This is a genomic window from Vibrio sp. Vf1514, from assembly GCF_052076135.1.
Taxonomy (GTDB): Bacteria; Pseudomonadota; Gammaproteobacteria; order Enterobacterales; family Vibrionaceae; genus Vibrio; species Vibrio furnissii.
In genome coordinates, this window is sequence record NZ_CP197268.1 from 1,044,620 (window position 1) to 1,065,032 (window position 20,413).

Below are 20,413 nucleotides of genomic sequence, written 5' to 3' on the forward strand. Positions count from 1 at the left end.
GGAAGCATTATGGACATTAAGCAATTGAAATATCTCATTGCGCTCGACGAAACCCAACACTTTGGGCAAGCCGCTGCAATGTGCCACATCACGCAGCCCACCTTGTCGATGCGCATTCGCAATCTGGAAGATGAGCTGCAACTGACCCTGATTAACCGCGGTCAGCGTTTTGAAGGGTTTACTGAAGCGGGCGACCGCATTCTGGCCTGGGCGCGCAGCGTGCTCGCTGCCCACGATGGGTTACAGGCAGAAGCGGCCAATTGCCGCGGCCAGTTGGTGGGCAGCCTACGTTTTGGCATGGTGCCGCTGGCGAGTCTGAATCCCATGGCGCTGCTTGAGCCGCTGTCTAAACGCTACCCTGAACTGCGGTATCAGTTGTGCTCGGTGACGTCTGAACAGGTGATTGACGGCCTCAACCGCAATCAGTTGGATTTGGGCTTGTGCTATCTCGATCAGGTCGATACCACCCATTTTGAAGTGATTGAACTGGCGGCCACCAGCATGGGGCTGCTGCACGATACCCGTCATTTCGGATTTGCTGACACGCAGATGGATTGGGAAAGCCTCGGCCATATTCCGCTGGGTTTGCTGACCAAAGGGATGCATTACCGCCAGTCGATTGACATGAGCTTTAGCAGCAAAGGGATTGATCCACATATTCAGGTGGAGAGTGATTCCACCTTTCAGTTACTGCAAGCGGTCCATGCCGGGTTGTGCTGCGCCATCATGCCACTGAATAGCGGCATGGAGACCATGAACGAGCACCTGCGCATGATTCCGATTGCACAGGCCGAAGTGCATTCACGCATCGGCTTACTGATGCGCAAAACCGAGCCGCGCTCCGCGTTGGCTGAGCGTTGCTTTGCCAAAGCACAGAAAATTTTTGCTGCCGACCACAACGTGTCGGATTAAACCGGGAGATCACCATGACGTGCACTGTGACTCAACTGACCGAACTGGCTGAAGCGAATTTCGCTCCGCCCGCCCCTGATCAATATGGCTATGTCGAAATGAATGCCGAACACACCCAAGGCGTCAATGCGCTAGCCAGTGAAACGGCGTTGTCGATCAGTTACAACGGCATCAGCCACGCAGTCATGATGGTGACGCCCGGCAACCTTGAAGATTTCGTCAAAGGATTCAGTATCAGTAGCGGCGTCGTCGAGGCTGCCAGCGAAATCCACGACGTGCAATTGAGCATGGGAGAAGAGTCTCATCATGCCGCCGTCGACATCGCCAATCGCGCCTTCTGGTCGCTGAAAACCCAGCGTCGCCAACTGGCCGGCACCAGCGGTTGTGGCATTTGTGGTGTGGAAGCGCTGGAGCAAGCGCTGCCATCGTTAACACCGCTGTCTCCCGTTGCACCGCCGAACCCAGTTCTGTTCAACGGATTGCGCGATCGTATTCAACAAGCACAGGTTCTGGCCCGTCATAGTGGCGCGTTGCACGCGGCTTTGTATGCCAACGATCGAGGCGAAATCACGCTGTGCCGCGAAGATATTGGCCGCCACAACGCATTGGATAAATTGATTGGTGCGATGGTCAATGACAAAGTGAATCCACAACACGGCTTTGTGGTGATGACCAGTCGCTGCAGCTTGGAACTGATTCACAAAGCGGTGCGCGCCAAAATTGCCACCTTAGTGACTTTGTCGGCGCCGACGGCGCTGACCGTGCAATGGGCACGTCGCCATCATCTGAACCTGATTCACCTGCCAAAAGGCAGCGCACCGCGCTTATACAGCCCGGCCCCGGTCAGCAGCAATATTGTCGATCTGCACCGTTAATTTCTACTGCGGAGACAACGTGCTCCGCGATTATTTTCACTTTCTCGATTATTTTTACTTTCTCGATAATGGATACCCCAATCACCTTGGGTCACAAGGGTATGTTTACGTTGTTCCTCTTCGCAACGACTTGAGATAAATCATTCCTTTTCCGACGGAATGATTTATCTCTTTTTTTTACCCCGACGACCAATCATAAAAAAAGCGAACAACGTCATCGTCATTCGCCTTATTTCTTCTCGCACAATTGAAACATTAAAATCTGCTTTGCCAACGATTCAGTGGCTACTCATCCCTGCAGCAGACATCAGGGCACGAAAGCCCATGGCGACAACGCCCAGCGTAAGCACACTGCCCGTCCAGATGGCGCCCATCCACAGCAGGTCCATCGCTGTTGAACGCGGTTTCTCTTTCAAATGATGATTCATGATCGACTCCCAATAATAGATTCACCAACGGAAAGTTATTTCCGTCAGCCGAATCAATACAGACTTGATTCATCCATATTAATCCTCGCGTCACTTGGGTCAAATCGGTTTAATTAATAGACTCATCGATACTATCAATCACTAAAAATAATGCATTGAACCCTCAATAAATTTATTCATTTTTCATCACGAACGTCTGACGAATTAATCGAATTGGCCTCGCTGCGCGAGCTCCACCAGCTGATCAATTACAAAGCGGACTTTCGGCAATAAATGGCGGTTCTTCGGCCATACGGCGTGAATCGGCGATGAACCTGCACAATGGCCCGGCAAGACCTCCTGCAATCGGCCCGCTTGCAAATCATCACGAATCAGCCACAGCGGCAACTGCGAAATTCCGCAGCCCGCGATCACGGCTTCACGTATCGCGTCTCCGTCACTGAATTCATGGGTCGCTGGCGGCTTAAAACGCACGGTTTCGCCGTCGCAGTTTTTCACCACCCACGAGAGCGGCTGATTCTGCTTTAAACTCACCACGCAGTCGTGATTTTTCAGATCATCAAAACTGGATGGCACGCCGCGGTGCGCCACATAATCCGGCGCAGCACACATCACCATTTTTTGTACCGTCAGATGACGCGCCACCAGCCCGCTGCTTTCCTGCAGCTCACCAATGCGCACCACCACATCCAACCCTTCTTCGACGATATCGACAAAGCGCTCGTTGAACGTCACTGCCAGCGACAGTTCCGGATACTGTGCGCTCATGGCCAAGAGCAAAGGCAGCACCTTTTTGCGCCCGAATGCCGCAGGAAGATCAATCCGCAGCTTGCCCGATGGCTTGTCGACTTTGGCTTGCAACAGCGCTTCAGCGCACTCAAGTTGACCCAGAATATCGAGGCAGCTTTTGAGGTACGCTTCCCCTTCCGGCGTCAGTGTCAGTTGGCGAGTGGAACGATGCAGCAGCTTGACGCCAAGGCGCTCTTCCAAGCGCGACACGCTTTTCGCCACCGCGGATTTAGTCAGGTTGAGCCGCTCGGCAGCGGCGGTGAACGTTTTGTGCTGAGCGGTGCAGACAAACGCTGTGATGCCGCTGAAATGATCGTCTTTACGCATAATTGTAGAATTGAATTCAACATAGAATCGATTTGAAGGCAGTTTATCTTAGTTAAAGAAACAGGCATAGTCTCATCATTACTGATAACAAGAATGAGTCGTCATGCCTTTACCTCCGTTTTCGATTCTGGATTTGGCTCCGGTTTCAGAAGGTTCTGATTTCCATCAGACATTTAAACAGTCCGTTTCGTTGGCTCAACACGCCGAAAAGCTTGGCTATCAACGTTTCTGGATGGCCGAACACCACAACATGCCAGACATCGCCAGCGCCGCGACCGCTGTGCTGCTCAGCCACATTGGTGCGCAAACCGACACCATTCGCCTGGGTTCCGGCGGCATTATGCTGCCCAACCATGCGCCGCTGATTATTTCAGAACAATTCGGCACGCTGGACGCCTTGTATCCGGGCCGGATTGATTTGGGACTTGGCCGCGCGCCGGGCACCGATTACCCGACCATGCATGCACTGCGCCGCGATCCTGAGCGAATGGATCCTGATTTTGATGAACTGCTGGAAGAGCTGCAGTTTTTTATGGGGCCGATTTCTGATAACCAGCCGGTCCGTTCGTTCCCGGGTAACAATGCCAAGGTACCTTTGTGGCTATTAGGGTCAAGCACTTACAGCGCGCGCCTTGCCGGTATGAAGGGACTGCCTTTTGCTTTTGCGGCTCACTTTGCACCGGATGCGATGCTGCGTGCGCTGGAGATTTACCGCGAACACTTCCGCCCGTCGGAACAACTCGACCAACCTTACGCCATGATTGGGGTGAACATCATTGTGGCGGAAACCGACCGTCAAGCGCAGTATCTGGGCACGACGGAGAAACAGAAGTTTCTCAAGATGATTCGTGGTGGGCGCGACAAGCTGCCGCCACCGGTGATGAGCATGGATCCACTGTGGCTGCCCCACGAACAGCGTCAGGTGGAAAGTCAACTGAGGGAATCGATTCACGGCAGTCCAGACACGGTGCGTCGTCGCATTGAAGCACTCGTTGAACGCACAGGCGCTGATGAGATCATGGTCAACGCGATGATTTATGATCATCAGGAGAAGCTGCGTTCTTACGAACTGCTGGCGGAATTGCGCTAAACGCTTCCAGCACACCCCGTGTCAGGGGAGTCAGCATTCAACGTCAAAAGCCGTGTGAACACACGGCTTTTTGTTTGTTGCGAGCAAAACTATTTGGCAAACAGCTGGCTCATATCTTTGAACGCTTTGAATTCCAGCGCGTTGCCACACGGATCGAAGAAAAACATCGTGGCCTGCTCGCCAACCTGCCCCTGAAAGCGAATATACGGCTCAATTACGAACTCGACCTGATGCGATTTCAACCGCGCTGCCAGCGCTTCCCAATCGTTCCACGCCAAAACCACACCAAAGTGCGGCACTGGCACATCATGGCCATCGACGGGGTTGGTCACTGCCCGCTCCTGATCGGCCGTTTTCGGGTGGTAGTGAATCACTAACTGATGACCGAAGAAATTGAAATCGACCCAGCTCTCAGCCGAGCGCCCCTCTTCCAGACCAAACACCTGATTGTAAAACTGACGTGCGAGCGAAACATCGTAAACCGGAATGGCCAAATGAAACGGCTGTAAACTCATGCAAACTTCCTTGGTTATGAATAGCATTATGGGGATGCGGTGACTTGCGCTATCTCATTGAAAAAGCGCAAATCACCACACTTAAAGATAGGCGATTTGCGCCAAGTTGCACGGCAGAACATCTCGTTATGACTCGGGGTCTTTTTTGTCTGGCTGATTGAGTTTCTGAAACAAGCCTTCCATCAATGTCGTTGGCATGGGAAACAGAATGGTCGAGCTTTTCTCACCCGCGATTTCCGTCAGCGTTTGCAGGTAGCGCAGCAATATCGCGTTCGGCTCTGCCGCCAAGCGATTCGCCGCTTCCACCAGTTTTTCAGACGCTTCCATTTCCCCCGAGGCGTGAATGACTTTCGCACGACGTGTCCGTTCCGCTTCAGCCTGACGGGCAATGGCGCGAATCATCGACTCGTTCAAATCAACGTGTTTGATTTCTACATTCGACACCTTAATGCCCCATCCTTCAGTGCGCGCATCCAGAATCGCCTGAATATCCGCATTGAGCATTTCGCGGTTGGCCAGCATTTCATCCAGCTCATGTTGACCAAGTACCGATCGCAAGGTGGTTTGCGCCAATTGAGACGTCGCTTGGAGATAGTTTTCTACGTTGATGATCGCCTTTTGCGAATCGACAACGCGAAAATAGATCACGGCATTGACGCGCACCGAAACGTTGTCACGGCTGATGACGTCCTGACTCGGCACATCCATCACAACGGTGCGCAGATCCACCCGCACCATTTGTTGAATGACCGGAATGACGATAATCAACCCCGGACCTTTAACCTTCTGGAAGCGACCAAGAAAGAAAATCACGCCACGCTCATACTCGCGTAAAATTCGAAACAGCCGCACAGCAATCAGCACGATCAACACCAGAAGTAGAATGGGTGTCAGCAGCTCAGTGTTTACAGGAATAGCCGGCATAGCCGCCTCCTTATTTTTTGGTCACTTGTAAGGTCAACCCGTCTACGGCAATCACCCGAATCAGGTCACCTTTGCGCAGCGGGACATCGCTCAGCGCTTCCCAGCGCTCCCCATCAACATGGACAAAACCTTGGCCTTCAAAGCTATCGAGCGCCATGCCTTCCATCCCCAACATCGCTTCCTGGCCGCTCACCACCTGTTTTCGTCTCAGCTCCATCACTCGGCTGAGAACGAAGATGATCAGCGCCGCCGAGACGGCCGCGATGCTGTAAATCAGCCCCAAGGACACTTGCAGTTCCGGCAAATCGCTGTCGATCAAAAACACAGAGCCGAGCACAAATGCCACGATCCCACCGATGCCCAGTAAACCAAAACTCGGCAGAAACGATTCGGCAATAAACAGCGCAATCCCGAGCAGCATGAGTCCCATGCCGACGTAGTTCACCGGCAGCAGTTGGAAGGCATAGAGCGCAATTAACAATGAAATCGCCCCGGTGATGCCGGCAATGCCGAAACTTGGGCTGTAGAACTCAAGCAGCAGACCGTATACGCCGATCATCATCAGGATATAAGCCACATTCGGGTCGGTGATGGTGGCGAGAAATTGATTGCGCAGATCCGGTTCGCGAATCTCGAGTTGTGCCTTGTCGACATGGAGACTGACAGCGCGGTGATTCACATCCAGCGTTTGTCCGTTCACGGCATTGAGTAAATCCTGCGGCGATTCGGCCATCACATTGATGACATTCATCTCCAACGCTTCAATCGCAGACAACGTCGCCGCATCGCGCACCGCTTTTTCTGCCCATTCCACATTGCGCCCGCGCAGTTGTGCCAGCGAACGAATGTAGGCAATCGAATCATTGAGTACCTTTTTCTCCATCGCGGTCGGTTCGCTCGGCTTATCCTGCTGCTCACCGCCAGACGGGCCACCAATTTGAACCGGGGTTGCAGCGCCGAGCGTAGTCGCTGGCGCCATCGCAGCAATGTGGCAGGCATAGAGAATGTAGGTACCCGCACTGGCGGCGCGTGCGCCCGGCGGATACACCAGACACAACACCGGAATGTCGGAGGCGAGAATATATTGGTTAATATCGCGAAGGGTCGAGCTGAGGCCGCCCGGGGTGTCGAGCGTCACAATCACGGCTGGAGTATTCACTTGCTGATTGGCGCGCTGAAGCTCTTTGATGACGTAATCGCCTACAGCAGGGCCGATGGCACCGCTGATGGCGATCACTGGAACGGTTTGAGAAGGCGCCGCTGGCGCATTCGTTGTATCAGCCGTCGCCAGTGTTGAAAAACTCAGAAGGCTGGTGAGCAGCACTTCCATCACCCGACGATACATACGCAGTTCCGATACAAAACTCTACTTTGAGTGTAGTCGAAAATGCGCACTCAGTCGGGCGACGCGATTTAATCGTGCAATTTGGCACCTTTAAACACTTTATCGACTTGCTTCTTCTCGCCAAACATCGCCAGCCCAACCAACGGTAATTGCTCGCTCGTGTATTGGCTGACCGTTTGGCGATTCGCTTCGTCATGACCGGAGGCGAACATGTCTTCGACAAAAATCGCCGTCTCCGCTTGCGCGCGATTGGCGCGTTGAATAAACGTAGCGAGCTTTTCTCGGCTCGCTTTGAGCACAATGATCGGCTGCACGCACAAAGGCAGGTATGCGTTGCCGGAAGCATCGCGATAACACTCCCCGGTTTTCACTTGCGGGCTGCCGGTCACGCCGCCGGACAGAAAACTGACCACATTCAATTTCTGCCAAGTTGGCAAATCGTCCGCCACCGCAATGGCGAATTTGGTATCAAACTGCATGCTCTTTCCCTTTGAATAGACTTGATTCATGATGGTGTTATAAAAATGGGCTCAGCCCCATGCTCACGGCCACGAACATCAGAAACAGCGCCATGAGCTTATTGATGATTGTGAGGTAACTCGCCTGACGAATATTGTTGCCCAGCAATCGGCCGAAGATGAAATAAGACCAAGGCGCGCCAAAGGCAAACACTGCAAGCCCCACACACCAAGCAAACAAGCTCACACCCGCAATCCCCGCCGCAGGAAATTGTACCGTCGCGACAGGCAGCGCAACCGTGATACCTTTGGGATTGAGCAGTTGCATCATCAATCCATCGCGAAATGTCAGCGCGCGCGCCTCGCTATTTTTATCTTCACCGCTGTTGCCTTGACTCACTTGTGCGCGGAAAATTTTGATGGCCAGCCAGAAGATATACAGCCCGCCCAACACTGCCGCGCCTTGCAGCAACGATTCATTCATGATGCGCTCGCCAATCAAGGAAACGCTAAAAAACAGGATGAACATCGCGACGGCAACGCCGAAAAAGAAGCCGAAAATACGTTGTTGTTTTTGAATACCATGATTGAGGCCAATAGCATTCACCGGCCCAGGCGTGTACATCACGCCAAAGGCATAAAGAATTATGTCTGTCATGGGTTGCTCTGAGAGTGGTTAAGATTGACGAATCAGACGATTCGTTGTCGTTAAGAGTCAGCTATCGCTGGCGTGCAGTTGTCGCTGATATTGATGCGGCGTGATGCCAAAAACCCGTTTGAATTTGCGATTGAGATGGCTGACATCCGCAAAGCCTAAGTCGATTGCCACATCCGACGCTTTGTCGCCCACTTCCAGCGCTTGCTTGGCGCGGTTCACCCGGCAATTGAGTACGAACTGATGCGGCGTCATACCGAACTGTTCGTTAAACAGGCGGATAAAGTGGAATTTCGACATGTTGGCAGCTTGGCAAATGTCATCCACACTCAGCTTTTGATCGAGGTTGCTGAGGATGTACTCTTTCGCGCGCAGCAGAAGCGTATCTTTGCGGCCATGATCATGTCCGGCGTTGAGCGAGCCGCCCCCCAAGCGGAGCATCGATTGGGCAATCGCCAGCAGCGCCGCTTCTTCCTCTAATGCAGACAACGTCGGTTGGCGCATCATCTGGCTCAAATTCAGCACTTGATGGCGCAGCACTTCATCATGAAACAGCGATTGCTTGAGGCGTGCCTGATCGGGCGTAATTTGTCCCAAAGATTGCATCATCGCCATCAGCGTGTGCTGCGGAATATAAAGCATCTCGTATTCCAGCGCCGAGCGTTCCCCCGCGCAGCCGTCATGCACCTGCTCCGGGTTAAAGATCATCACATTGCCGACATTGCTTTTGTGATACGCACCGCCGCTGAAAAAATCCTGACGCCCTTTGCGAGTCACACCAATGCTGTACTCTTCATGCGCATGCTTATCGTAGCTGAACTCCTTCATTCGGGCAGAAAAGGCGCTCAGACCATCGGTATGCTGGCTGGGAAGATACTGAAACTGCTCTTGCATGAGGTTCATTCACTCGCGTTCATCAATAGAGCCAGTATAGAAACGCGCGCCGCGATTGAATAGAACAAAATTGCGAACTTTCACGACGAAAAAGCCAGAGACAAAAAAAGCGAACCCAAGTAAAAAGGCCACGCGTGCCGAATCACTTTGTAAGCAGATGGTGAGGTATTCCTAGCAGCCACGCTTAGATGATTGAGTCAACACACGCTTTTCGTACCGTCTTCTGAAACTCTCGGACCGTTACTTCACCTTTTATTTTGGGTTCATCTTCTTCTTCATCGAAATAAACCAACGGGTCGACAACGTCCTCGTCTTTAAGCTCAACATCTATAGCCGCTTCCACATCAACAACCACAAGTATGATGCCATAAACATCCGCTTCAAAATTCTGATCATAGAAGGTCTTATCCAGCTCGATGTCATCCGAATGAACATCAAAAACCTTCGCCATTGCTTCTAATACTTTCGCATTTACTGCATCACAGTTAGCCGCCAAAACAATATTTGAGTACGAAATAGCTAACATTGAGCTGACGATAAGTTTCAGATATTTCATGTTTTCCTCGTTGAGACCTAACCGTGCCTTCAACAGACATTGTCTATAAAATTTGTTCACACAATGCAGATACCGTAGCAGCATACGGCTCTGCCTGTCTTTGCACTCAGGCTGTTATTATGCGCAGGCGTTACGACGGTCTATTCCTTACCAAGCATAAAAAAGCGAACCCGAGGGTTCGCTTAAACATCATACGATGTGTGGAGCAATGCGTGTGATTACAGCAGCGCAACCGATTGTTGAGCAATCACGAACTCTTCGTTGGTTGGAATCACCATCGCCAGTTTAGAGTCGGCTGTTGTCACAGTACCTGACTGACCAAAGCGCGCTGCCGCATTGCCAGCTTCGTCTTCTTGGTAGCCAAATACTTTTAGATACTTCAGGATTTCACTGCGAATTGGCAGTGAGTTTTCACCAATCCCACCGGTGAACACAATGGCATCCACTTCTTCACCAATCGCGACCATGTATGAACCGATGTATTTGGCCACGCGGTAAGTAAAGATATCAAACGCCAGTTTGGCACGTGGGTTGCCGTTGTCCATCGCTTCCAGCACGCCACGAGCATCGCTGGTGATGCCAGACACGCCAAGGAAACCTGATTTTTTGTTCAGCATTTCAAACAGTTCTTCTTGTTTCCAGCCTTTGCGGAACAAGAATTCGATCACGCTTGGGTCCAAATCACCACAACGTGTGCCCATCATCAGACCGGCAAGCGGTGTTAAGCCCATGCTGGTGTCGATGCATTGACCATTTTTAATCGCACTGACTGACGCGCCGTTACCAAGGTGAACCGTAATGAAGTTGCTTTCTTCAACAGGTTTGTTGATGGCTTTCGCAGCTTCACGGCTCACGTAGTAGTGGCTTGTGCCGTGTGCGCCATAACGACGAACTTTATGCTCTTGGTACAGCTCGTATGGCAGCGCGTAAACGAACGCTTTCTCTGGCATGGTTTGGTGGAAAGCCGTGTCGAAAACAGCAAATTGAGGCAGATTCGGGAACGCTTCCATCGCTGCGCGCATACCCGCCGCGTTGGCTTTGTTGTGCAGTGGGGCCAGTTCAGCAAGACGTTCAACGTCAGCAATCACAGACTCATCCACTCGAACTGTTTCTTTAAAGGTTTCGCCACCTGCAACGATGCGGTGACCCACAGCGACAAACTTAGAACTTAGGCCCAGCGTTTCAAGCAGAGCCACCACGCGGTTGACTGCGTATTTGTGATGGTTCCCGCCAGCAGGAATCGCTTCTTCGGTTTTCTCACCTTGATATTTCCAGCTAATGACCGCTTCTGGCAAACCAAAGCATTCACCAAGACCTGACACCAATGCATCACCCGATTGAGAATCGATGACTGCGAATTTAAGTGAGGAGCTACCTGAGTTGATGACCAACACATACGAGTTCGACATGGGTTTGTATCCTGTTTCCGACTGAGAGTTCGAAGCTTGAGCTTCTCCATTTACGGTTACCATTATTCAATAATTTTTGAATCTTTCAACTTTGTTTTAGTCTTTTCTGTGATTGAAACGGTTTTTTGTTGATCTTTGACAAGCATTTATTTTTTTTGAGGGCGGAATTATTTCGACCTGTCACAGATTGGTGCATAAAAAAGGCCCCGACCATCACGGGCGGAGCCTTTGTTTCCTAGCTTTTCTTGATGTTGTTATGAATATTATTTTAGTGTTTATGCAACCAGAATCTCATCCCAGTCGAGTTGAATCGGTTCACGGCGGGCAAACATCACAATATGTTCGTTGATGATTGCTTGCTGCACCGCGACCTTTTCTTCACTGTCGCTCTGGCAAACAAAAGTCAGACACTGCTGCGCGTCGTCGAGTGACAAAGTCGTCACACCGGATGGAAATTCCACACGGCCTTGCACCTCATCCCATTGCGCGGGGACTTTTCGGGCAAAATGGCGGCAAAGTGTCACTAAATATTTGGCGACGTGTTCAGAGTGTAATTCGGCTTTAGCTTGGTATTGCATCACTTATCCTTCATGCTGCCCGCACGCTCGCGGGCAAAGGGTTAGAACTGGTACGAGGCGGAAATTTTCACGCTGCGACCCGGTTCGTAATCATTCATTGTCCCTGCGCGAGCGTTCACCCCGGTGCGGGATGCGTGGGACACATACAGCTCGTCAAAGATATTATCGATACCAAAGGTGACGGTCAGATCAGGCACGGCGTAAGGCATCCACTGCGCGTACAGGTTGTGCGTGTCATACCCTTCTTTCTTATCGCTGTCCTCTTCGACGTTGGTTTCATCCAGCACCACGATAGATGTCCAACCAAACAGTGTGTCGATGGTATCAGCGTGGTAGCCAAGGTTCAGAGCAATGCTATCCCCCATGTCGGCGCTTCGGCCGTTGGCATCCAGCATTGGGCCGCCGTTTGATTTATCACGGGTGTCAGCGCGTGAGTAAGACAGACGTGAGCTAAACGCTTGGTAGGCGTACGTCGCACTGACTTCAAAGCCTTTAATCACCACATCACCAGCATTCTCAAAACGATATCCAGACACTGCACCGTCATAAGTTTGCGTGATGTAGTCGTCGATTTCAGTGCGGAACATGGTCAAGTTCGCGGCGATGAAGTGATCATCAATGCGCTTATCAAAACGCACACCACCTTGCGTGTTCAGACCCGATTCGGCTTTGATGCCGTCTGCCAGATAAGAAGTTTGCTGATACATCACAAACGATTCCAGCAGCTCTGGGGCATTAAACAGCGAACGCGCGTTCGCAAACAGTGTCCAATCGGAATCAACCGCCCATTCGGTGCCTAGCGACCAAGTGACGTCATCAAAGCTCTTGGTTTCGCTCACCGCTTTGCGCTTCACGTCGTCGTAGCGCAGACCTGCCGTGATGTTCCAACTCTCGGTCAATGACAGCGTGTTTTCCGCGAAAATGGCGTTCGACAGGCGAGATTCATCCATGTATGACGCGCCGGCGTACGTGCTCTTGCTGGTTTGGTCGACCACGTCAGCGCCGTAAACCACGCGGTTATCTAAGCTCAGCAGTTGATAATCAGACTGGAACTTGGCACTCAAGCCCACGTTGCGGTTGGTGGCGGTGTTGGTCGCTTTAGGACGCGGCCAACGGCCCGTGATATGGCTTTCATCACGTTCGATTTCGGTTTCGCTGCTGTACAAGGTGACGGTGCCGCTGTGTTTTTCTTTCGTCAGTTTGTATGATGCAGTGACAGTGTCACGATTATATTTGGTTGGCAGCAAGTCATCGGCAGTCAATGTCGTGTTGGCCGTCCCGTTCATGTCCGGACGTGGGCTGTAATCGCCGTCATCGCGGTACACGTCATAGGCCAATTGAAAGCGGTGACCCGGCGCAGGTTCAAAACCAACTTTACCCAAAATGTTATAGGTATCGCCTTCCACACCAAACGTCTTGTCGCCGTCGCCGTTTTCGAAGTCACCGCGAGAGATACCTTGTGCGTAAAGCATGGCGTCGACTTTATCACTCAGTTGACCGTACACGGTCACCGAGCCTTGCTCGCTGTCATTGGAGTTGTAACCGCCAAACACGCGAACCCCGAACTTCTCGTTGCCGCGCAGCAGATCTTTGGCATCTTTGGTTTCGAAATAGACCGCGCCGCCAAGGCCACTTTGCGTCACCGAGTTGTTACCCACTTGAATATCGGCTGATTTTAAAATGTCTGGGTTCAACGTGAGGTTGCCGATGTGGTGGAACATGTTGGCGTGCTGTGATGCGCCATCCAGACGAATATCGAGATCCGTTTCGTTCAGGCCACGAATGTTGATGCGTTGGTTGACCGAGTGTGTACCGCCGACATCCACACCGGGAATGTCGCGCAGTAGGTCGGACATATGATCCGCCTGTTTCAAACTGAGGTCATCTGTGCCCAGAGATTCTGAACTACTTGATACTTTTGTGCCCCAAACCACGACATTGTCGGCCTGAGTCTCTTCTTGTTGGGCAAAAGCCATATTGCTTAGCGCGGCGCCGATCGCCAAACAGACCACTGACTTGTGAATAGAACGCATTTTCTACATTCCTTATGTTTTAGTTATGAAAATACAAATGATAATAATTCGCAAGCATGTTAGAGTGACGCCCATAGAATGAGAAGATCAATAGGTTATGCAAAACCGCATAACACTTATGAGAAATAACCGTATGTCAGTCAGTCAACGTCAGGAAATTCCCCCAAAAAAGGTCACGATGACCCGAAAATTGCAACAGGATGATAAGCAGATTATTGTCAGCCATGGCCAGAGGCACGCTGCGACATTGGCCGAAGGATCGTACATCAGCTATAGCAATGAAGGCGCTTTTCGTCTGCATGGCGGGATCAGCCACGAACTGACGAATTCCAATGTGATCGCCACAACACCGGCGTCCGTGATCATCACCTTGCTGTTGGAAGGTCGTTTGATCTTTGGTTACGACGATCTGGAGTTTGATTTAGATGCCGCCACGCAAGCACAAGGCGTGATTGTCAACTTCAGGCAGCCTGCAAGCTTTCGTCGCCAACTGCAAAAAGACAATCAGGTGGTCAAACTCAACATCATTCTCGAACAAGCCTGGCTGAGTAAACGCATTGGCACCCCCTGCCCGCTGACGCAGTTTATTCAGCAAGACAAAGCGTGTTGTGCGCTGACTTTGAGTGAAGCGATGGTGCAAGGCGTGCGACGTGTGTTGGCCATGCCAAAGCCGCAAACCTTGTTGGAAACATTGCATTTGGAGCATGCGGCCATTGATCTGGTACTGAGCGCGGTTGCGCAGATCCCCCCACAATCAGACGCGGTAATGCCGCCCGCAGAAGTGCGCGGTTACTGCTCGCAAATGGGCCAGATTGTCCACTTTCTGGATCAGCACCTGTACGAGGAATTATCACTCGATGCACTGGCGCAGCATATGGCGATGAGCACCTCGAACCTGCAACGCCGATTCAAGCAGCAAATGGGCATGACGGTGGCAAACTATGTGCGCCAACGACGCCTCAACAACGCCCGTCAACAACTTGAGCGTGGCTACGTAACCATCACCGAAGCGGCGTATGAAGCGGGTTATCATCACCCGTCCAACTTTACAGCGGCATTTAAAAAAGCCTTTGGTGAATCACCGCAGGCTTTTATGACCAACTTGTCTTCGGAAGCGCTGGCCTAAGCACAAGACCAACACGCATATTCAGCAGGCATCAGTGCGTGTGGTACAAACACATGCGCTTGCCTTCAATTTCCAATACACGGAATGGCGTTTCGTAGATATCCCCCAGCACGTCTTCGCGAATCACCTCTTCCACACTGCCCGTCGCTACCACTTCGCCTTTCTTCAGCGCAATGATGCAATCGGAGTAGCAGGACGCAAAGTTGATGTCGTGGATCACCACCACCACAGCTTTATTCAGCTCGTGCGCCAAACGTTGAATCGTCGCCATAATTTGCAGCGAGTGTTTGATATCGAGGTTATTCAATGGCTCATCGAGGAACACATAATCGGTATCTTGGGCGATCACCATGGCAATGAAGGCCAATTGGCGCTGACCGCCGCTCAGCTCATCGAGGTATTTGTGTTGAATGCTTTGCAGATCCAGATAAGCGATGGATTGATCGATCACGTCCTGATCACGCGCATCCAATTTACCTTGTGAATAAGGGAAACGACCAAACGACACCAGCTCGCGCACCGTAAAACGCATCGTCAGTGTATTGGCCTGACGCAGCACCGACAGCTTTCTCGCCAGCGCTTTGGTATCCCAATCCACCAGCTCTTTGCTGTCGATCCACACTTTCCCTTCGTCGCGATTCACCAAGCGGCTCGCCATCGAGAGCAGCGTACTTTTCCCGGCACCATTGGGGCCGATAATGGACGTGACCTTGCCTTTTTCAAACTCAGCGCTGGCGTCTTTCACCACCGCGTGTTGGCCAAATATTTTTGTCAGTTTATCGAGTTGAATCATCGCTAGACCACTTTGTTACGAATCAGAAGAGACAGGAAATAGATGCCACCAACAAAGTTGATGATGACGCTGAGTGTGGTGCCAAAATAGAACACTTTTTCGACGATCCACTGCCCAGCCAGCAGCGCAAATACCGACATCGCCGAGCAGGCAATCAGCAGCACGCGATGCTGATAAGATTTAAACCATTCGCGCGTCAGGTTGGTGACCAAAATACCGAAGAACATGATCGGGCCAATCAGTGCCGTCGAGATGGAAATCAGTACCGCGCTCAACATCAACACATTGCGCGTGGTTTTGCGTACATCCACCCCAAGGCTGACGGCGTTGTCGTTATCCAACCAGAACACATCCAGCACGCGGTGCATGCGAAACAGCAAGTAAGAAACCGCGAGCAGCAGCGGCGTAGCAAAGTACACCAAGCTCACTTTCACGTTGTTGAAGCTGGCAAACATGTTGGCTTGCACCGAGGCAAAATCGTTCGGGTCCATCAGCATAATGAGGAAGGAAGCGATATTGGAGAACAACTGCCCCAGAATCACGCCCAGCAGCAGCAACGCAATCAGGTTGCGCTTCTCTTTGCTGAAATAGAACGTAAACAGCACGGTCGAAAAGCCCAGCATCGCCGCAACCGACAATGAGAAGTTGAGGTAAGCGTTCATCGCAAAGCTGCTCAATCCACCAAACAGCGCCACAATCCCCACCTGGACAAACAGATACAAGGAATCAAAGCCCATGATGCTTGGCGTCAGGATGCGGTTGTGGGTGATGGTTTGAAATGCCAGCGACGACTGAGCAATCGCAATCCCGGCCAACACAATCGCCAGCACTTTGGGCACGCGGCGCGACAAGAAATACTGATAGTTATCTGGCGTCAGGCCGACACCGATAAATGCGGCGGCAAACACCATGGCCAGCACAATCAGCAGGGTGAGTTTGAGTTTATCGTGCATGGCGCTGGCCTCGCAGAATCAGCGCAATAAACGCCACACCACCAAAAATACTGATGATCATAGAAATTGGAACTTCATACGGGAAAATAATCACGCGGCCAATCAGGTCGCACAGCAGCACCAACAACGCGCCGAAAATGGCGGTGCGCGGAATGTTGAGTCGCAAGTTGTCGCCGTAGTAATAGCTCACCACGTTCGGCACAATCAGGCCCAAAAATGGCAGCTGACCAACAATCATCACCACCGTCGCCGACATCACCGACACCAGACAGACGCCAATCACCAACACTTGCTGATAATTGAGCCCCAAGTTGACGGCAAAGTCTTTACCCATGCCGACAGCAGAAATGCGCGCGGCATACAGATAACTGAAGATCGCCACGGGAATGGCGATATACAACAATTCATAGTTGCCTTTGAGCAGGTTGGCGAAGTTGGCCACCGCCCAGCCCGAGAGGTTTTGCACCGCGTCGTATTTGTAGGCAATGAACGTAGCCGCCGAGCTGACGACGTTGCCGAAAATGATCCCGACCAACGGCACAAAGATGGCGTTCTTAAACTGAATGCGCTGGATGAACTGGACAAAAATCAGCGTGCCCGCCATCGAGACAGCGAAAATCAACCACAAGTTGTTGCCATCGCCAAAGATAACAAGGCTTAACACGTAGCCCAACATCGCACACTCGATGGTGCCGGACGTAGACGGCGCGGCAAAACGGTTCTGGCTGATTTGCTGCATGATCAGGCCTGCGATACTTAACCCCGCACCGGCCAGTAAGACGGCAAGAAGACGTGGCGCACGGCTGGTCAACAGTAGGTTCCAACTGTTGGCATCGCCATTCATCAAGGCGATAAAAGACAAATCGCCCACCCCCACAAATAGTGAAGATAGGCTAATCAGCACAAAAACAAGCAATAATCTTTTCAAAACTAACCTCAGCTTGTTGGCTTGCAGCCTGCGCGTTCAGCAGGCTGCGCCATCGCTCATTACAGCAGACCGATCGACTGCTTCATGTCCACCACCATTTGTTCGGTCGCTTTCACGCCGGAAATAGAGATGTACCAAGCATTGAGGTCAAGGTAAGTCATGTGTTGATTTTTGTAAGCGTCGGTCGCTTTCACCAGATCGTTTTCAAACTCGCGATGGGTGTTGCTCTTACCCTTGTTGACCAGTTTGTCGCGGTCGATGATAAACAGCGTTTGCGGGTTGTGTTCACGAATGAATTCGTAAGAGATCAGGTCACCATGACGGCCGCCCTGCTTGACCTTTACATTTTCGTGGAAACCGAAGTCACGATAAATCGCCGAGAAACGCGATTCAGCGCCGAACGTCGTGAGGTTGCCCCCAGAACTCATCACGGTGAGCGCGTTCACTTCATGCGTTTGCGTGTAATCGTTCACCGCTTTGAACTGCGCGTTGATTTCCGCAATTTTGGCATTCACTTGATCTTCGATACCGAAAACCTTGCCTAGGTTTTGCCACTGTTCCTGCGTGCTTTCCCAGTAGCCTTTGCTGTCGTCAGCGGCAAACACGATGGTCGGTGCAATCTTCGACAATTCGCCGTAACTGGTGGCTGCACGTGGGCCGATGATGATGACATCTGGCTTTTGCATGTAGATTGATTCGAAATCCGGTTCAAACAACGAGCCCGCTTGACCGTATTGATTGCCTTTGTATTTCTCAAGATACGGGGGCAACTGAGGAACTTTTGAAACCGCTACCGGCTGAATCCCGAAACTGTCGACGGCATCCAACACACCCAGACCAATCACCACCACGCGTTGTGGTTTCTGCTCGAGCGTGGTTTTCCCCATCTGGTGTTCAATGGTTACCTGCGCCGCATGGGCAGAGAAAGACATCACCAAGGCCAAAGACGTCAAACTGAGAACGGATTTCATAATCTTCCTTTTTATTAATTATTGCGATGAATTTTGATAAGCATTCGCATTAAGATGGCGCAACTATACCCATATCGAAGTGTTGCCGCAACTGAGTTGCGTCACTTCTGTTTGTAAATCTGTGTAAAAGAAGGAAGATGTTGATCTGACGTTAAATAACATCAGATCAACCGGTGATTTATGCAGCTTGAACAGCAGAAAATGTGAACGTTTTACAATGCGTATCGTGGACGTGCGTGATGGTTTGTGGCGCGACGATGAGCCACCCCGGTTCACTGTCGAGCGGTTCCGATGCGAGAATAATGCCGTCGTCCACCACTTTCGTGAACACGGTCGGTGGGTGTTGGTCTGAACTGTAACGCACCAACCAGAACTGCTGACCATCGGAAATACAAATCGAAGCTTTGAACGGCGTTTGTACTCCCTTCTCGCTCATCACTTGTTCAATCTCGGCAATGGTGAGGCGAATCGCTCCCACTGGGTTGTCGATCAATCCATTTTTCATCATCAGCAAAAAGATCAATTCGCTGTCGGTGGTTCCGGTGCGTTTGACGTACAGCGATTCTGGCAACAAACGCTCCAGCGTGTATTTCACTTTGTCATATTCGCCAATCTGACCGTTGTGCAGAAACATCCAGTTATCCAAGATAAACGGATGGCAATTGCGACGCGACACCTGCGTGCCGGTGGATGAACGTACGTGCGCCATAAACCGGTGCGACCGAATATGATGCGCGAGTGAACGCAGGTTTTCGTCGCTCCACGCGGGAAGCACTTCATGAAATTGCCCGGGCGTACTGCGTTCCGTGTACCACCCCAACCCAAACCCATCGGCATTCACGCGCGTTACCGCTTTGCGCGCTTCAATACTTTGATGAACCAAGGAGTGTTCCGGTTGATAAACCAGTTGATCGAGATAGATAGGATGGCCTTGATAGGCGAGCCAGCGGCACATGACAAATACGTCCTCCAGACAGCAAGATGCTTCAATTAACCACGTTTATCAAACGCAGGCAATATCCAGACAAAAATTGTTTTTATTGCCCATCCAAGCGTCAATTTTATCGACCATGGTTGCACTGAATTCGAGCAAGAATCACTGTTCTCATCAGGGTTGCACCACCATAAAGCAAGGTATTCATTTGTTTACATTTTTCACAGGTGGATCCATAGATAATAAATATGAATCGAGTTCAAACTTTCGTCACCCGCGTTTTGCACGCCTTGTTGAGTCAACCGTTAGTTATTTTATCAATCTCACTGAACCCTCAAATTAAAGTAAAAACTCTAAACCACTTGATTGGTCGACGTTGCCACAATCATCCCCGCAGATTAATTAAGTTATTTATCTATTAAATATTTAAACATCATGAATAATTAAATAACTGACTCATCAATATTAATCTTTATTTCATGTTCACTGATTCTGTGTAATTTGGAATGGCTATTTCAGAGATCCATTCTTTCATCTTGTCGATGAAATAACCTCGCTATAAATTGTTACAAATATTTCACACACGTAGAGTTGACTTGATGAAGGTTATTTTTACATCCCTATTCATGCTGGCAACCGTTCAAGCCCATGCCCATGTTAGTACCACCGCACAGCCCGATGACGAACGTTTACTCGCGGCCTTAATTGAGCGTGGTGTGATTTGCCAAGGGCTCACGGCCGAACAACAACAACGTGCGTTAACGATTTATTTAAATAAAAAACACAACAACAAAAATCCCAATAATAAAGAAACCAATTCTTCTTCAGACCCTAACCCGACTGAACACTGTATTTCTCCGGACACCGAATAAATACATAAAAAAGAATTCATGCAGGCAGCGTTTTCTGTCGGCATGTTT

At 50.9% G+C, this 20,413-nt stretch carries 22 protein-coding genes; 5 read left to right on the forward strand and 17 right to left on the reverse strand.

Annotated features, from left to right (window positions below):
- The first annotated feature begins 9 nt into the window (after window positions 1–9).
- Both ACS18Q_RS19555 and fdhD read left to right on the forward strand, forming a co-directional pair.
- Window positions 10–912, forward strand: a complete 903-nt coding sequence (locus ACS18Q_RS19555) for a LysR family transcriptional regulator (RefSeq protein ID WP_143679985.1) — start codon at window positions 10–12, stop codon at window positions 910–912.
- Between the two features lie 14 nt (window positions 913–926).
- Window positions 927–1,787, forward strand: a complete 861-nt coding sequence (gene fdhD, locus ACS18Q_RS19560) for a formate dehydrogenase accessory sulfurtransferase FdhD (RefSeq protein WP_441257711.1) — start codon at window positions 927–929, stop codon at window positions 1,785–1,787.
- Window positions 1,788–2,065: 278 nt separating this feature from the next.
- On the opposite strand, the gene ACS18Q_RS19565 is transcribed toward fdhD, so the two are convergent.
- Both ACS18Q_RS19565 and ACS18Q_RS19570 read right to left on the reverse strand, forming a co-directional pair.
- Complete coding sequence (locus ACS18Q_RS19565) at window positions 2,066–2,215, reverse strand: DUF2474 domain-containing protein (protein ID WP_004726923.1); 150 nt, start codon at window positions 2,213–2,215, stop codon at window positions 2,066–2,068.
- A gap of 204 nt (window positions 2,216–2,419) precedes the next feature.
- Window positions 2,420–3,331 carry a LysR family transcriptional regulator gene (locus tag ACS18Q_RS19570; RefSeq protein ID WP_441257712.1) on the reverse strand — a complete coding sequence of 304 codons (912 nt, stop codon included), beginning with the start codon at window positions 3,329–3,331 and terminating at the stop codon, window positions 2,420–2,422.
- A 103-nt stretch (window positions 3,332–3,434) separates the two neighbouring features.
- Between ACS18Q_RS19570 and ACS18Q_RS19575 the strand changes: the two genes are divergently transcribed.
- Window positions 3,435–4,421, forward strand: coding sequence for an LLM class flavin-dependent oxidoreductase (locus ACS18Q_RS19575; RefSeq protein ID WP_286281851.1), 987 nt, complete (start codon window positions 3,435–3,437; stop codon window positions 4,419–4,421).
- An 89-nt stretch (window positions 4,422–4,510) separates the two neighbouring features.
- Here ACS18Q_RS19575 and ACS18Q_RS19580 read toward each other — a convergent pair whose 3' ends face one another.
- The 10 genes from ACS18Q_RS19580 to ACS18Q_RS19625 form a co-directional block, all read right to left on the reverse strand.
- A complete protein-coding gene (locus ACS18Q_RS19580; RefSeq protein ID WP_441257713.1) occupies window positions 4,511–4,936 on the reverse strand; it encodes a VOC family protein in 426 nt (141 codons plus the stop codon).
- Between the two features lie 126 nt (window positions 4,937–5,062).
- Window positions 5,063–5,860 (reverse strand): slipin family protein, encoded by a 798-nt coding sequence (locus ACS18Q_RS19585; protein ID WP_004726927.1) that lies wholly within the window; start codon window positions 5,858–5,860, stop codon window positions 5,063–5,065.
- 10 nt (window positions 5,861–5,870) lie between these two features.
- Window positions 5,871–7,205, reverse strand: a complete 1,335-nt coding sequence (locus ACS18Q_RS19590; protein WP_441257714.1) for an NfeD family protein — start codon at window positions 7,203–7,205, stop codon at window positions 5,871–5,873.
- 68 nt (window positions 7,206–7,273) lie between these two features.
- Complete coding sequence (locus tag ACS18Q_RS19595; protein WP_441257715.1) at window positions 7,274–7,684, reverse strand: DUF2000 family protein; 411 nt, start codon at window positions 7,682–7,684, stop codon at window positions 7,274–7,276.
- A 37-nt stretch (window positions 7,685–7,721) separates the two neighbouring features.
- On the reverse strand, window positions 7,722–8,321 hold the full coding sequence (locus tag ACS18Q_RS19600) for a LysE family translocator (RefSeq protein ID WP_441257716.1): 600 nt from the start codon (window positions 8,319–8,321) through the stop codon (window positions 7,722–7,724).
- A 57-nt stretch (window positions 8,322–8,378) separates the two neighbouring features.
- Window positions 8,379–9,212 (reverse strand): helix-turn-helix domain-containing protein, encoded by an 834-nt coding sequence (locus ACS18Q_RS19605; protein ID WP_004726931.1) that lies wholly within the window; start codon window positions 9,210–9,212, stop codon window positions 8,379–8,381.
- A gap of 184 nt (window positions 9,213–9,396) precedes the next feature.
- Window positions 9,397–9,768: an acyl carrier protein gene (locus tag ACS18Q_RS19610; protein ID WP_417870422.1), complete on the reverse strand. Its 372-nt coding sequence runs from the start codon at window positions 9,766–9,768 to the stop codon at window positions 9,397–9,399.
- A 218-nt stretch (window positions 9,769–9,986) separates the two neighbouring features.
- Window positions 9,987–11,177, reverse strand: a complete 1,191-nt coding sequence (locus ACS18Q_RS19615) for an acetate/propionate family kinase (RefSeq protein ID WP_004726934.1) — start codon at window positions 11,175–11,177, stop codon at window positions 9,987–9,989.
- Window positions 11,178–11,452: 275 nt separating this feature from the next.
- Window positions 11,453–11,755, reverse strand: a complete 303-nt coding sequence (locus ACS18Q_RS19620) for a DUF2218 domain-containing protein (RefSeq protein WP_004726935.1) — start codon at window positions 11,753–11,755, stop codon at window positions 11,453–11,455.
- A gap of 41 nt (window positions 11,756–11,796) precedes the next feature.
- The gene (locus tag ACS18Q_RS19625) at window positions 11,797–13,788 is read right to left on the reverse strand and encodes a TonB-dependent siderophore receptor (protein WP_238819782.1); all 1,992 of its coding nucleotides are present in this window, start codon (window positions 13,786–13,788) and stop codon (window positions 11,797–11,799) included.
- 178 nt (window positions 13,789–13,966) lie between these two features.
- Between ACS18Q_RS19625 and ACS18Q_RS19630 the strand changes: the two genes are divergently transcribed.
- Entirely contained in the window at window positions 13,967–14,914 is a 948-nt protein-coding gene (locus ACS18Q_RS19630; protein ID WP_441257717.1) for a helix-turn-helix transcriptional regulator, read from the forward strand.
- Between the two features lie 31 nt (window positions 14,915–14,945).
- Here the strand turns inward: ACS18Q_RS19630 and vctC are convergent, their stop codons facing one another.
- The 5 genes from vctC to ACS18Q_RS19655 all read right to left on the reverse strand — a co-directional run bounded on the left by vctC (window position 14,946) and on the right by ACS18Q_RS19655 (window position 19,514).
- Window positions 14,946–15,707 (reverse strand): iron chelate ABC transporter ATP-binding protein VctC, encoded by a 762-nt coding sequence (vctC, locus tag ACS18Q_RS19635; RefSeq protein WP_004726938.1) that lies wholly within the window; start codon window positions 15,705–15,707, stop codon window positions 14,946–14,948.
- A gap of 2 nt (window positions 15,708–15,709) precedes the next feature.
- Entirely contained in the window at window positions 15,710–16,660 is a 951-nt protein-coding gene (gene vctG / locus ACS18Q_RS19640; RefSeq protein WP_004726939.1) for an iron chelate uptake ABC transporter permease subunit VctG, read from the reverse strand.
- Window positions 16,650–17,588 carry an iron chelate uptake ABC transporter permease subunit VctD gene (gene vctD / locus ACS18Q_RS19645; RefSeq protein ID WP_038151623.1) on the reverse strand — a complete coding sequence of 313 codons (939 nt, stop codon included), beginning with the start codon at window positions 17,586–17,588 and terminating at the stop codon, window positions 16,650–16,652. The genes vctG and vctD overlap by 11 nt, the downstream gene beginning before the upstream one ends.
- A gap of 59 nt (window positions 17,589–17,647) precedes the next feature.
- Entirely contained in the window at window positions 17,648–18,559 is a 912-nt protein-coding gene (locus ACS18Q_RS19650) for a siderophore ABC transporter substrate-binding protein (protein WP_014257517.1), read from the reverse strand.
- Window positions 18,560–18,737: 178 nt separating this feature from the next.
- Complete coding sequence (locus ACS18Q_RS19655) at window positions 18,738–19,514, reverse strand: class II glutamine amidotransferase (protein ID WP_158164544.1); 777 nt, start codon at window positions 19,512–19,514, stop codon at window positions 18,738–18,740.
- A gap of 578 nt (window positions 19,515–20,092) precedes the next feature.
- Here ACS18Q_RS19655 and ACS18Q_RS19660 point away from each other — a divergent pair.
- On the forward strand, window positions 20,093–20,365 hold the full coding sequence (locus tag ACS18Q_RS19660; RefSeq protein ID WP_392441833.1) for a hypothetical protein: 273 nt from the start codon (window positions 20,093–20,095) through the stop codon (window positions 20,363–20,365).
- Window positions 20,366–20,413 lie beyond the last annotated feature (48 nt).